Here is a 13,957-nt window from a genome sequence, read left to right as displayed (position 1 = left end):
CGCGCGAAGGCATGCCCCCGCTGATCCAGACCTCCGCCGAGCTCGCCGAGGCCGCCGAGCGCCTCGAGGCCGGGTCGGGGCCGATCGCGGTGGACACCGAGCGCGCCTCAGGCTTCCGCTACTCGGGCCGGGCCTACCTGATCCAGCTGCGCCGGGCCGGCGCGGGCACGATCCTGGTCGACCCCATCCCGATCGAGGACCTCGGGCCGCTGCGCCGGGCCCTCGCCGGGCCGGAGTGGATCCTGCACGCGGCGAGCCAGGACCTGCCGTGCCTGGAGGAGCTCGACCTGCACCCCGCGCGGCTGTTCGACACCGAGCTGGCCGCGCGCCTGTGCGACTTCGAGAAGGTCGGCCTGGCGGCGATCACGGAGCAGCTCCTGGGGTACCGGCTCGAGAAGCAGCACTCGGCGGCCGACTGGTCCTCGCGCCCGCTCCCCCACGACTGGCTCGTGTACGCCGCCCTCGACGTCGAGCTCCTCATCGAGCTGCGCGGCAAGCTCGCCGCCGAGCTCGCCAAGCAGGGCAAGGCCGCCTGGGCCGAGGCCGAGTTCGAGCACGTGCGCACCGCGGGCCCGCCGAAGCCGCGCAAGGAGCCGTGGCGGCGCACCAGCGGCATCCACAAGGTCCGCGGGGCCAAGGCCCTGGGCCGCGTCCGCGCCGTGTGGGAGGCCCGGGACGCCTTGGCGCGCAAGCTCGACCGCGCCCCCGGGAAGGTCCTCCCGGACGCCGCGATCGTCGAGGCCGCCACCGCCGACCCGACCGACTTCGCCGAGCTGATGAGCCTGCCGGGCTTCCGGCGCCGCGGTGGGCGCTCGAACGCGCGGCTGTGGCTGGCGGCGCTGGCCGAGGCCCGCACCGTCCCGGCCGACCAGCTGCCGTCGACGACGCCGCCGCAGGACGGCCCGCCCGCGACGCACCGCTGGGCCGACCGCGACCCGGTCGCGGCCGAGCGCCTCGCCGCCGCGCGCGAGGTCGTCACGGAGGTGGCCGGGAAGCACCGCCTGCCGGCGGAGAACCTCATCTCCCCCGCGCTGGTGCGGGGCCTGGCATGGGAGCCGCCGAAGCGCGTCACCGAGCGGCACGTGCGCACCCTCCTGGCCGAGGGCGGCGCCCGCGAGTGGCAGGTCGAGCTCCTCGCCGCGGGGCTGACCGAGGCGCTCAAGGACTGAGCCGTTTTGCCGAAGGGCCCCGCCGAGGCGGGGCCTTCGCCGTATCGTGAGCTGCGCAAACGTTTCCCGGACGGCGGTCGCGCGACACGCCCCGGGGGCCCGTGACAACGAACTTACTTGCGGGTAACATTCTGGGTGACGATGCACACTTTCGACTGCATGCTGAAGGACGCTGCATACCCAAAGGAGGGGCTGGCGTGAACGACACCATCCGCGATGTCGTCTTCGTCGACGGGGTACGGACCCCGTTCGGCAAGGCGGGGAAACTCTTCGAGGAGACCCGCGCCGACGACTTGATCATCCGCTGCATCAGGACGCTGCTGCGCCGCAACCCGGGGCTGCCGCCTGAGCGGGTCGACGAGGTGGCGCTCGCGGCCACCACGCAGATCGGCGACCAGGGCCTGACGCTCGGCCGCACCGCCGCGCTCCTGGCGGGCCTGCCGCGCTCCGTCCCCGGCTACTCGATCGACCGCATGTGCGCCGGCGCGATGACCGCGGTGACGAGCGTGTCGTCCGCGATCGCCGCCCGCCAGTACGACATCGCGATCGCCGGCGGCGTCGAGTCGATGTCGAACCACCCGATGGGCGAGGGCGTCGACCCCAACCCGCGCATCATCGCCGAGCGCCTGGTCGACCCGGACGCGCTCCAGATGGGCTTCACCGCCGAGAACCTGCACGACCTCTACCCGTCGATCACGAAGGAGCGCGCCGACGCGTACGCGGTCGGCACGCAGCAGCGCTACGCCGCCGCGGTCGAGCGGCTCTCCGGCGACATCACCACGATGGCCGCCCGCTCGGCCGACGACGGCTGGACCGTCGCCACCGCCGACGAGCTGCCGCGCCCCGAGACGACCCTGGAGGGGCTCGCGAACCTGCGCACCCCGTTCCGGCCGCACGGCCGCGTCACCGCCGGCACCTCCGCGCCGCTCACCGACGGCGCCACCGCGTGCCTCCTGGCCGACGCCGAGACCGCCGCCGAGCTGGGTCTGCCGGTCGCCATGAAGATGGTCGGCTTCGCGTTCGCGGGCGTCGACCCCGAGACCATGGGCGTCGGGCCGATCCCCGCGACCGAGAAGGCGCTCGCGCGCGCCGGGCTCACCATCGACGACATCGGCCTGTTCGAGATCAACGAGGCCTTCGCCGTCCAGGTGCTGGCGTTCCTCGACCACTTCAAGATCGCCGACGACGACCCGCGGGTGAACCCGTGGGGCGGCGCGATCGCCATGGGCCACCCGCTGGCCTCCTCGGGCGTGCGCCTGATGACGCAGCTCGCCCGCGAGTTCGCCGTGCACCCCGAGGTGCGCTACGGCGTCACGACCATGTGCGTCGGCCTCGGCCAGGGCGGCACGGTCATCTGGGAGAACCCGAACTTCAAGGGGGCCAACTAATGTCCGCGACGCCGCTCGACCTCCCCGACTTCGAGGAAGAAGTCGTCACCGAGTCCCTCGTGCGCTTCCTCGAGCCCCGCGGGCTCGGCGGGAAGGCCGCGATCATCACGCTCGACAACGGCTACGACCACACCAAGCCGTCCTCGTTCGGCCCCGGGGGCCTCAAGAGCCTGTGGCGCGCGATCGACCGCGTCGAGGCCGAGGACGACGTCAAGCTCATCGCCGTCACCGGGAAGCCGTTCATCTTCCTGGCCGGCGCCGACATCAAGCTCATGCCGAGCCTGGAGACCCGCGAGCAGGGCCTGGCCCTGGCGCAGGCCGGGCACGCGCTGTACAAGCGGCTCAAGGACTCCGCGGTCCCGACGTTCGCGTTCGTCAACGGCACCGCCCTCGGCGGCGGCTTCGAGCTGGCCCTGCACTGCCACTACCGCACCGTCTCCAAGACCGCGGTCGGCCTGGGCCTGCCCGAGGTCTCCATCGGGCTGATCCCCGGCTGGGGCGGCTCGCAGATCCTGCCGAACCTCATCGGGGTCGAGAAGGCCGCGCAGGTCATCGTCGGCAACCCGCTGAACCAGAACAAGATGCTCAAGGGCGCCGACCTGGTGCCGCTGGGCATCGCCGACGCCGAGTTCGAGGGCGCCGACTTCCTGGAGGAGTCCCTCGACTGGGCCGTCAAGGTCGCCACCGGCGAGATCACCGTCGAGCGCCCCGAGATCGACCGGGACGCGTGGCCGGCCGTCATCGCCGGCGCCCGCAAGCTCGTCGACGAGAAGGTCCACAACGCCTCGGCCGCGGCCGTGCGCGCCCTCGACCTGATCGAACTCGCGCGGGACGCCTCGTTCGAGGAGGGCTCCCTGGCCGAGGACGAGGCCTTGGCCGACCTCGAGTCCGGGCCGCAGTTCCAGGCGAGCATCTACGCGTTCAACCTGGTCCGCTCGCTCGGCAAGCGCCCCGAGGGCGCCCCGAGCCCGGGCCTGGCCAAGGAGATCGGCAAGGTCGGCGTCGTCGGCGCCGGGCTCATGGCCGGCCAGATCGCGCTCATGTTCGCGCGCCGCCTCGAGGTGCCCGTGGTCATGACCGACCTCGACGAGGAGCGGGCCCAGAAGGGCCTCGCGTACGTCCGCGCCGAGATCGACAAGCTCGAGGCCAAGGGCCGCACGTCGAAGCTCAAGGCCGCCAAGCTCCGCGCGCTCGTCTCGGCCAGCTCCGACAAGTCGGTGTACGCCGACTGCGACCTGGTCATCGAGGCGGTCTTCGAGGAGCTGAGCGTCAAGCAGGCCGTGTTCGCCGAGGTCGAGGCGATCGTCTCCGACGAGGCGCTGCTGGTCACCAACACCTCGGGCCTCTCGATCACCGCGATGGCCTCGGGCCTGAAGCACCCCGAGCGGCTCGTGGGCATGCACTTCTTCAACCCGGTGGCCGTCATGCCGCTCGTCGAGGTCATCGCGACCGAGTCGACCGACAAGGAGACCCTGGCGACCGCGTACGCGGTGGCGAAGAAGCTGAAGAAGACCGCCGTGGGCTCGGCCGACCGGCCGGCGTTCATCGTCAACCGGCTCCTGGGCCGCATGCTCGCCGAGGTCACCGGCGCGGTGGACGCGGGCACGCCCGTCGAGACCGCCGACGTGGCGCTCGACGAGCTGGGCCTGCCGATGCGCCCGTTCGCGCTGCTCGAGCTCGTGGGCCTCCAGGTCGCCTGGCACCTGTGCCAGCACCTGAACGAGGACCTCGGCCCGCGCTTCCCCGCCTCGGAGAACCTGCGGCGGATGGCCGAGGCCGACTTCCCGGTGTTCGACCCCGAGCACAAGGGCAGGGGCCGGCTCACCGAGCAGGCGAAGGCGCAGATCGCGCTCGGCGACTCGCCGCAGACGGCCGAGGAGGTCAAGCAGCGCGTGCTGCGCGGCCTGACCGAGGAGATCGGCCTCATGCTCGACGAGGGCGTCGTGCCCTCGGCGAAGCAGATCGACCTCGCGATGATCCTCGGCGCGGGCTTCCCGTTCTGGCTCGGCGGCCTCACGCCGTACCTGGACCGCGAGGGGATTTCGACCGCCGTGACCGGAAAGCCGTTCGCGGGCTAGCACCTCGTGTGCGCGGTCACATTATCGTTGCGGCGAGCCCGGACTCAACCGAACGGTCGAGTCCGGGCTCGTCCCGTGTCCCGACCGGGCCGGACGACAGGAGGGACGCGGTCGGGCGAGGCGGGCGATAGGGCCGCTACCGGGCATTTGCCGTGGAGGCTACCGACCGGTAGGGAAACCCCTTGCCACCTTGGAATCCTGTGAAGACGCAGGCTTTGACCTGGGGATTTTCGCCCCTACGGTTGCCCGGTGCATTTTCGCAAGATCATCGAAGGCGTGACCGGTCCGGTCCGGAGCGCCGCCGCCGCGGTCTCCCAGCGGCTGTTCCACGACGAGACCGGCGAGCACCACCGCTTCCGCCGCGTCGCCACCGTCGGCCTCGCCGCCGCGATCTTCACCGGTTCGGGCGCCACCGCCGCGTGGGCCATCTCGAACACCGACGAGCCGGTCGAGGAGACCGCCGCGGTCGAGGAGGCCCCCGCCGCCGAGACCACCGAGGAGGCGACCACCGAGGCCGCCACCGAGGCCCCCGCGACCGAGGAGGCCACCACCGAGGCCGCCCCCGAGCCCGTGGTCGAGGAGACGACCGAGGAGCCCGCCGGGCCCGTCGACATCGACGTCTCCGACCTCGACGACGAGCAGGAGGCCAACGCCGTCACGATCATCGAGACCGGCCGGGAGATGGGCTTCGACGAGAACGGCTGGGCCGTCGCCCTCGCCACCGCCATGCAGGAGGCGAAGCTCTACAACGCCGCCTCCGAGGCCGTGCCGGAGAGCTTCGAGTACACCGACTCCGAGGTCACCTACTCCGACCACGACTCCGTGGGCCTGTTCCAGCAGCGCACCTCCATGGGCTGGGGCACCGTCGAGGAGCTCATGGACCCGGCCACCTCCGCGAGCAAGTTCTACGGGACGCTCGAGGACGTCGACGGCTGGGAGGGCATGTCGATCGCCGAGGCGGCCCAGGCCGTCCAGGTCTCGGCCTACCCCGACTACTACGCCCAGTGGGAGGGCCTTGCCTGGGACATCATCGACGCCTACGAGAGCGCGTCGTAACCGACTCATCCTCCTCCCGACGGAACGGGTCCCGCGGTCGTCACCGCCGCGGGGCCCGTTCCATTTCCCGGTCCGGTCCGTTTGGAGGAAACCTCCCGAATCCGCGCCCGAATCCGGGCGCGGCGCGGCCGGGGGTTGTGGGGCGTGCACAATCGGAGTCCGATTCGCCCGATCCCCGAGTTGACAGGACCAGCACACTGTGCACATGACGACGTACAACTGCCCGCGCTGCGGGCGCCCCTCGACCGCCGGCGGGTGCCCCGCCTGCGGGCGCGGGCCCGAGCCGCTCCTGGCGCGCCTCGGCGAGCTCGACGCGGTCCTGGCGTCGATGCCCGCGACCCTCAAGAGCCGCGCCGCCGTCGAGTCCGAGCGCGCCGAGGTCCTCGACGGCCTGCGCCAGGTGGCCGCCCGCCACCTCGCCGACGCCGAGCGGCACGCCCGCGCCGCTGAGACCCAGACGGCTCCGGCCGCCGCGGCCACCGCCCCGCAGGCCCCGGTGACGCCCGCCGCCGGGACCCCCGTGCCGCCCGCGCCGACGCCCGCGCCCCAGGCCCCCGGCGCCCCGCCGCAGGCCGCGCCCGACACGCCGCCGAGCGGCGCGCCGAGCGTCGCGCCCGCCTACCTCCCGCCCCAGCCGCCGCCCGTCGGGCCCCGCGGCGAGGTCGGGTCCAAGACCGTCCAGACCGTCCTGCTCAGCCTCGGCGGCCTGCTCGTGGCCGCCGCGCTCATCATCTTCACGGCCGTGGCCTGGCGCAACATGGGCAACGGCGGCCGCGCCGCGGTCCTCAGCGTCGCCACGCTCCTGCTGCTCGCGATCCCCTTCCCGTTCAAGCGGTTCAAGCTGTGGGCCACCGCCGAGACGTTCGCCGCGCTCGGCGCGCTCGCGCTGTGGTGCACGACCCTCGCGGGCTACTACCTGTACCGGCCGCCGGGGACCGAGTTCGGCCCCGACTCGGTCGGCGCCTGGACCGCCGGCGTCCTCGCCGTGCTCGCCGCCTACCGCGGCGCCTCCAGGCTCAGCGCCGCCTCCTGGGCGATGCTCCCGCTCGCCGCGATCGGCGCGTCCTACGCGGCCGCGAGCGAGCTCGCCCTCGCCGTGGTCCTCCTGCTCGCCATCGCGCTCGCGCTCGGCATCGCCGCCTGGCTCACCGCCGCCTACCCGGGCCGGTACACGCGCTCGGACCTGTGGGCCTCCCGGTTCCTCACCTGCGCGGCCGTCGTCGCCGCGTGCTCGGCCGGGCTGCGGGCCGCGTTCGGCCTCGACGACCCGGTCGTCCCGCCCGTCGCCGCCGCCGTCGCGCTCCTCGCGGCCGCGAACCTCGTCGGCGTCGGCTTCGCCAAGCGCCTGCGCGTCTCCACCACCTCGATGCTCGTCGCCGCCTCCGCGGCCGGCTCGCTCGTGCTGTGCGCGTGGACGCTCGCGGCCCGCTCCGGCTCCGGCGAGCTGGCCGTGCCGTCGCTCGCGCTCCTCGCCGCCGCCGTGGTCCCGTTCGCCACCATCGGGTCCCGCGACCACAAGTGGGGCTTCGCGCTCGCCCAGGGCGCCGGGCTCGCCGCGCTCGCGGCCTTCGCCACCGTCACGTTCGGCGCGCCGGACCTGAGCGCCTACTTCGTCGCGTTCCTCGCCGCGCGGCTCCTCGCGCCGCGCCTCGGCGACCCGCTCGGCGAGCCGCTGCGCATCGCCTCCTATCTCGTCGCCGGCGGCACCGCGCTCGCCGCCTCGCTCATCACGCTCGGCAGGCTCCCGCTCCGCTGGGCCGCGGGCGGGCTCGACGGGGTCTTCACGTGGGAGATCCCGGTCGTCCTGGTGGCGCTCGGGTTCGCCGCGGTCCTGCTGCCGGTCCGGTACCGCGTGCAGGGGGCGGCGCTCGCCGCCACGTTCGCGGTGATCTCGTCCTCGAGCCTGCTGTGGCACACCGACCATCACCGCTGGGACGCGGTGCCGTTCCTCGGATTCGCGGTGTGCGCGGTCATCGGCCTCGTCACCGCGCTCGCCTCCCGCACGCTCGCGGGCCGGTGCTGCGGCTGGGTCGCCCTCGCGGTGTGGACGCCGCTCGCGGCGCTCGCCGCCTCCGAGTCCGAGACGCTCGCCCCCGGCGAGGGATGGATCCCCTTCTGGCTCACGGTGGCCGCCGCCGCGATGCTCCTGGTCGCCGCGGGCGCGCCGCGCCGCAGCCGCCCCGACCGGGTCCTGGGCTCGGTCCTCGCGCACGTCATCGCCGGGATCGCCGTCGCCGGCGGCCTGATCTCGTGGATCGCGGCGGCCTGGGACGGCTCGGACCTGCGTCTGCTCCTGCCGGCCCAGTTCGGGGTGTACACGCTGGCGCTCGCCGGGACGGCGATGATGGTGCCGGTCCGCAAGTGGGGCTATGTCATCGCGGCCCTGTGCACCGGCACCGTCGGCTGGTGGCTGCTGCTGGCCGCGCAGGAGGTGGAGACGCTCGAGTTCTTCACCGCGCCGCCCGCCGCGGTCCTGTTCCTGCTCGGACTGTGGCGCCTGGAGAAGCGCCCGCAGACCGGTTCGTGGTCAACGCTGGCGCTGCCGATCCTCATCGGGCTGGGGCCGAGCCTGCTCGGCGCGCTCGGCGACGGCGAGCCGGCCCGGCGCGTCGGCGTCGGCGCGGCCGCGATCGTCGTCATCATCGCGGGCCTCGGCCGCCGCTGGCAGGCGCCGCTGGTGCTCGGGTCGATCGCGCTCGCCGTGCTCACGGTCAACGAGCTGTCGCTGGTGTGGGACTACATCCCGGTGTGGATCCCGCCGGCGATCGGCGGCGCGGTCCTCATCGGCGCGGGCGCCACGTTCGAGAAGCGCCGCAGGGACCTCGCCCGGATCAGGGACGGACTGAAGGCGATGCGGTGATGCAACCCCCGGGGCGCCCCGCGGCGTCCTTAAGGCAGCACCGGGCGCGGCGGACCCACGAGGTCCGCCGCGCCGCTTCGCGTCTAGTGGTGGTGCGCTTCGGCTTCGCCGCGGCGGTGGACCTCGGCGGTGAGCCGCTCGGCGATCGCCTCGGGGGTGAGGCCGAGGTCGGCGAGGAGCTGGGCGCGGGTGCCGTGCGGGTGCCAGCCGCGCTCGACGGCGAAGTCCACGAGCGGGACCTCGTCGCCGGAGTCGCGCAGGGCCTGGGCCAGCGCGTCGCCGAAGCCGCCGGTGCGGATGCCGTCCTCGACGGTGGCGACGAGCGGGTACTGGCCGGCGAGCTTGACGAGCGCGTCGGGGACCGGGGAGATCCAGCGCGGGTCGACGACGGTGGCCCGGATGCCTTGGGCGGCGAGGAGTTCGGCGGCCCGCACGGCGGTGCCGGCGAGCGAGCCGCAGGCGACGACGAGGAGTTCGTCGTCCTCGTGCTTGACGAGCACGTCGAGTCCTTCGTGGACGTCGACGGCGGGGATGTCGGCCTCGGGGACGGCGCCGGTGGGGAAGCGGAGCATCGTGGGGGCGTCGTCGACGGCGAGGGCCTCGGCGAACTCCTCGCGGAGGCTCGCGGCGTCGCGCGGGGCGGCGATGCGCAGGCCGGGGACGACGCGGAAGATCGAGGTGTCCCAGATGCCGTAGTGGCTGGGCCCGTCGGGGCCGGTGATGCCGGCGCGGTCGAGGACGAACGTGACGGGCAGCTTGTGCATGGCGACGTCGAGGACGGTCTGGTCGAACGCGCGGTTCATGAAGGTGGAGTAGACGGCGACGACCGGGTGCATGCCGTTCATGGCGAGGCCGGCGGCGGAGGTGACGGCGTGCTGCTCGGCGATGCCGACGTCGAAGACGCGCTCGGGGTGGCGCTTCATGAGCTTGTCGACGCCGGTCGGGCCGGGCATGGCGGCGGTGATCGCGACGACCTCGGGCCGCAGGTTGGCCTGGGCGACGAGTTCGTCGGCGAAGACGCCGGTCCAGCGGCGCTTGGAGGCGGCGACGGGCTCGCCGGTGATCGGGTCGAAGGCGGCGGAGGGGGCGTGCATCTGCTCGGCCTCGTCGGCGCGGGCGGGGGCCCAGCCGTGGCCCTTCTCGGTGAGGGCGTGGACGATGACGGGGCCGCCGAAGCCCTTGGCGCGCTCGAGGGCGAGGGTGAGCTCGGCGAGGTCGTGGCCGTCGACGGGGCCGACGTACTTGATGCCGAGGTCGGAGAACATGCCCTGGGGGGCGAGGGCGTCCTTGAGGCCGGTCTTGGCGGCGTGGAGCCCGGCGTAGGCGGCGCGGCCGAAGACGGGGATGCGCTCGACGAGCTCCTGGATCCGGCGCAGGGCCGGCTCGTAGCCGGGGTTGAGGCGCAGGGCCGAGAGGCGCTTGGCGAGGCCGCCGACGGTGGGCGCGTAGGAGCGGCCGTTGTCGTTGACGACGATCACGAGTTTGAGGTCGTCGCGGGCGGCGATGTTGTTCAGGGCCTCCCAGCACATGCCGCCGGTGAGGGCGCCGTCGCCGACGAGGGCCACGACGTGCCGGTCGGAGCCGGAGAGCGCGTGGGCCTTGGCGAGGCCGTCGGCGTAGGAGAGGGCCGTGGAGGCGTGCGAGTTCTCGACGAGGTCGTGGGGGGACTCGGCCTGGCTGGGGTAGCCGGTGAGGCCGCCGCGGCTGCGCAGGCCGGTGAACTGCCCGGCGCGGCCGGTGAGGGCCTTGTGGACGTACGACTGGTGGCCGGTGTCGAAGACGATCTGGTCGTGCGGGGAGTCGAAGACCCGGTGGATCGCCATGGTGAGCTCGACGACCCCGAGGTTGGGGCCGATGTGGCCGCCCGTCCTGGCGACGGCGTCGACGAGGAATCCGCGGAGCTCCTCGGCGAGCGCGGGCAGGTCGGCCTCGTCCAGCGACTTGAAATCGGCCAGTCTGCCGATGCCCGACAGGAGCGGGCCGATCTCGGGTTCGTCGTGCGGGTTCATAAGGCGGAAGTGTATCCGTGACCCCGGGTGGACGAAACCTCCGCGAGTGCGCCTGGGACGTGTCTCATGGGCTGCGGTCCAGCGTGATCAGGCAGTCGGACGGAATTTCATCCGATGGGGGGACCGCAGGCCGGGTCTGTCGGAAAGCAGTCAGTCCCCGAAAGGGACACGCCGTCCGAAAGTCCGGCTCCTCCGTGATCGAAATGTGATCATCCCAACATGGACCTCATCGACCTGCACCAGAACACGGAATGGCCCGCGCGCCTCGATCAGGTGTTGAGCTCCTCGCCGGTGGACTGGGGCGACCGGAGGGACAGCGTCAAGGCGGTGGCGCCGGGGCTGGCGCGGCTCCAGCGGATGTCGGCGGTGCCGCGGTTCGACCTGGACGCGGTGGACCCGGAGGTCTACGAGGGCATCCTGGTGGACGCGCTCGCGGCGGCCGCGCGCGGGGGCGCGGTCTACACGGAGCTGCGGCTGCCGCAGGAGTCGGTGGTGTACCCGCAGTTCATGGAGCGGTTCGAGGCGGCGCGGGCGCGGGTGGTCGAGGACTACCCGGAGTTCGACGCGGGCGCGGTCCTGAGCATGAACCTGTGGGACCCGATGCTGCGGGAGCTGTGCGACGCGTTCGCGGACGCGGCGGCGGCGGGCCTGGCGGGCGTGGAGATCATCTACGTGCCGTACGCGGCGGAGGCGGACTGGTCGCGGGGGCGGATCGTGGCCGAGGCGGCGGGCGCGGCGGGGCTGGGGGTGACGGTCCCGGCGGGGGCGTTCAACGCCTCGAACCTGGCGTCGCTGGCGGAGATCGAGCAGATCGGCCGGATCGGGCACGCCGTGGGGGCGGCGAGCGACCCGGGGATCATGCGGCTCCTGGCGGAGCGGGGCGTGACCGTGGAGGTGTGCCTGACGTCGGCGGTGGTGCTGGGGATGGTGCCGAGCCTGGAGGAGCACCCGCTGCCGCGGTTCCTGGAGGCGGGGATCGCGGTGGTGCTGGGGACGGACTCGCCGATGCGGATGGGCACGAACATCGCCGGGGAGTACGAGAAGGCGCGGGCGCTGGGGCTGACCGACACGGACCTGGCGGGGCTGTCGGAGCGGGCGAAGGCCGCGCGGCTGCCGTTAGCGCCGGGGGCGTCCGGTCACGATTCGGTCTCGAAATGGTCTCCCCACGGTCTCAATTGTGTCGAATGTATGTTTGTAGACAATCCAACCGATGACAATCGGCGAACCATTTTCACGGCCGCTGCCTGCGGAAACGTCGCACGACGACGTCGCGTGTCGATCTTCTCACGCACTGCTCGGGTTGAAAAACCACGGTTGTCAACTAGTGTTTCCTGCGTTCCCGACCCCCGCCCCCGGAAACACGCCCTGCCGCCCGCTCCGCGCCCTCCCCCGCCGCGAGCGCCCGCGCGGCACGGGCCCGAAAGGAAGCAATGCCAGCGATCGAAGTGGAGTCCCTGTACAAGGTCTTCGGCAAAGGCGCCAAGGGCGCCGTCGCCCAGCTCAAGGCCGGCGTCCCCCGCGACGAGCTCAACGCCCGCAACGTGACCGCCGCGGTCATCGACCACGACTGGGCCATCGAGGCCGGTGAGATCTTCGTGGTCATGGGCCTCTCGGGCTCGGGCAAGTCGACCCTGATCCGGATGCTCAACGGGCTCATCAGGCCCACCGCCGGGACGATCCGCATCGACGGCGTCGAGCTCGGGTCCCTCTCGAAGCGCGAGATCCGCCGCCTGCGGCGCGAGAAGATCAGCATGGTCTTCCAGCACTTCGCGCTCCTCCCCCACCGCAGCGTCGTCGAGAACGTCGCGTTCGGCCTGGAGATCAAGGGGCTGAACAAGACCGAGCGGCTGGAGCGCGCGAGGGAGGCCGTGCAGCTCGTGGGCCTGGCCGGCCACGAGGACAAGCTGCCGGCGCAGCTGTCGGGCGGCATGAGGCAGCGGGTGGGCCTGGCCCGGGCGCTCGCGGCCGACACCGAGATCCTGCTCATGGACGAGGCGTTCAGCGCCCTCGACCCGCTCATCCGCCAGGAGATGCAGGACCAGCTCCTCGAACTCCAGGCGACGCTCGGCAAGACGATCGTGTTCATCACGCACGACCTCAACGAGGCCATGCGGATCGGCGACCGGATCGCCATCTGCGACGGCCGCGTCAAGCAGCTCGGCACCGCCGAGGAGATCCTCATGCACCCGGCCGACGAGTACGTCGCCGAGTTCACCGCCGACGTCGACCGCACCCGGGTCCTCACCGCCGAGGCCGTCATGGAGCCGTGCGGGAGCCGCGACACCAGCGCGTTCCCCACCGTGGAGTGCGACGTGCCGGTCAACGAGCTGTACGAGCCGGTCCTCAGCTCCAAGGCGCCCCTGCTGGTCGTCGACGACAACGCCGACCCGCTCGGCGTGGTCACGCCCCGGTCCATCATCAAGTCGCTGGCGCCCGAGCGCGAGAGCGGCGACGCCGAACAGGAGCCGCAGCCCGCATGATCGAGTACCTCAGGAACTGGTTCTGGACCTACGTCTGGAAGCCCCTGCCGGACATGCCGTTCGGCGACTGGATGGAGACCTTCATCCGCTGGGCCCGCGAGGCGTGGTCCGCCGGGTTCGACGCCGTCGACGCGGGCCTGGAATTCCTCTACACGCACCTCGCCGACGGACTGCTGTGGCTCCCTTCGGGAGTCATGGTGCTGCTGTTCGCCGCCGCGGCGTGGGCCGCGAAGGGCTGGAAGCTCGGCGTCGGCATCGGCCTGGGCATGTTCGTCGTCGCGTGGACCCCGTACTGGGAGGAGACGATGCAGACCCTGGCGATGGTCCTCGTCGCGGCCGCGATCGCGATCGCCCTCGCGATCCCGCTCGGCATCGCCGCCGCCGAGAGCCGGGCGTTCTCGGCCGTGGCGCGGCCGGTCCTTGACTTCATGCAGACGCTGCCGGCGTTCGTGTACCTCATCCCGGTGGTGATGCTCTTCAGCGTCGGCGTGGTGCCGGGGATCATCGCCACGATCATCTTCGCGATGCCGCCGGGCGTGCGCCTCACCGAACTCGGCCTGCGCCAGGTCGACGGCGAGGTCGTCGAGGCCGGGCAGGCGTTCGGCGCCTCGCCCGCGCGAATCCTGGTGCGCATCAAGCTCCCGCTCGCGCTGCCGACGATCATGGCCGGGCTCAACCAGGTCATCATGCTCGCACTGTCCATGGTGGTCATCGCGGGCCTGGTGGGCGGCGGCGGGCTCGGCGCGGTCATCTCCGGGTCGCTCGGCCGACTCGACATCGCGGCCGGGTTCAACGCCGGCCTCGCCGTGGTGCTCCTCGCGATCCTCCTCGACCGCGTCACGCAGGGCCTGTCCGACCGCACCCCGGTCGCCCGGGCCGCCCGGCTCGCCCGCTGAAACCCGAACGCCCCCAGAGAG

At 72.8% G+C, this 13,957-nt stretch carries 9 protein-coding genes; 8 read left to right on the top strand and 1 reads right to left on the bottom strand.

Annotated elements, in window-relative coordinates; genetic code table 11:
* Positions 1-11: 11 nt before the first annotated feature.
* The 5 genes from EIW28_RS07170 to EIW28_RS07150 all read left to right on the top strand — a co-directional run bounded on the left by EIW28_RS07170 (position 12) and on the right by EIW28_RS07150 (position 8,551).
* Complete coding sequence (locus tag EIW28_RS07170; RefSeq protein ID WP_125247548.1) at positions 12-1,169, top strand: ribonuclease D; 1,158 nt, start codon at positions 12-14, stop codon at positions 1,167-1,169.
* Positions 1,170-1,366: 197 nt separating this feature from the next.
* Complete coding sequence (locus tag EIW28_RS07165; RefSeq protein ID WP_125247032.1) at positions 1,367-2,557, top strand: thiolase family protein; 1,191 nt, start codon at positions 1,367-1,369, stop codon at positions 2,555-2,557.
* On the top strand, positions 2,557-4,635 hold the full coding sequence (locus EIW28_RS07160; protein ID WP_125247031.1) for a 3-hydroxyacyl-CoA dehydrogenase NAD-binding domain-containing protein: 2,079 nt from the start codon (positions 2,557-2,559) through the stop codon (positions 4,633-4,635). Before EIW28_RS07165 ends, EIW28_RS07160 begins: the two co-directional genes overlap by 1 nt.
* A 249-nt stretch (positions 4,636-4,884) precedes the next feature.
* Positions 4,885-5,691, top strand: a complete 807-nt coding sequence (locus EIW28_RS25360; RefSeq protein ID WP_125247030.1) for a peptidase M23 — start codon at positions 4,885-4,887, stop codon at positions 5,689-5,691.
* A 205-nt stretch (positions 5,692-5,896) separates the two neighbouring features.
* A complete protein-coding gene (locus EIW28_RS07150) occupies positions 5,897-8,551 on the top strand; it encodes an SCO7613 C-terminal domain-containing membrane protein (protein WP_125247029.1) in 2,655 nt (884 codons plus the stop codon).
* Positions 8,552-8,634: 83 nt separating this feature from the next.
* Here EIW28_RS07150 and dxs read toward each other — a convergent pair whose 3' ends face one another.
* Positions 8,635-10,560, bottom strand: coding sequence for a 1-deoxy-D-xylulose-5-phosphate synthase (dxs, locus tag EIW28_RS07145; RefSeq protein ID WP_125247028.1), 1,926 nt, complete (start codon positions 10,558-10,560; stop codon positions 8,635-8,637).
* Positions 10,561-10,779: 219 nt separating this feature from the next.
* Here dxs and EIW28_RS07140 point away from each other — a divergent pair, with 219 nt between their 5' ends.
* The 3 genes from EIW28_RS07140 to EIW28_RS07130 are packed head-to-tail and all read left to right on the top strand — an operon-like array spanning position 10,780 to position 13,936.
* Positions 10,780-12,105, top strand: a complete 1,326-nt coding sequence (locus EIW28_RS07140; protein WP_125247027.1) for an amidohydrolase family protein — start codon at positions 10,780-10,782, stop codon at positions 12,103-12,105.
* Positions 11,991-13,040, top strand: coding sequence for a quaternary amine ABC transporter ATP-binding protein (locus EIW28_RS07135; RefSeq protein ID WP_187350582.1), 1,050 nt, complete (start codon positions 11,991-11,993; stop codon positions 13,038-13,040). The genes EIW28_RS07140 and EIW28_RS07135 overlap by 115 nt, the downstream gene beginning before the upstream one ends.
* The gene (locus EIW28_RS07130) at positions 13,037-13,936 is read left to right on the top strand and encodes an ABC transporter permease (RefSeq protein ID WP_125247026.1); all 900 of its coding nucleotides are present in this window, start codon (positions 13,037-13,039) and stop codon (positions 13,934-13,936) included. Before EIW28_RS07135 ends, EIW28_RS07130 begins: the two co-directional genes overlap by 4 nt.
* Positions 13,937-13,957 lie beyond the last annotated feature (21 nt).

Source organism: Glycomyces terrestris, from assembly GCF_003933745.1.
Classification (GTDB): Bacteria; Actinomycetota; Actinomycetes; order Mycobacteriales; family Micromonosporaceae; genus Glycomyces; species Glycomyces terrestris.
The sequence above is the reverse complement of the archived record's forward strand: the minus strand, read 5'-3'. Positions and strand labels throughout refer to the sequence as shown.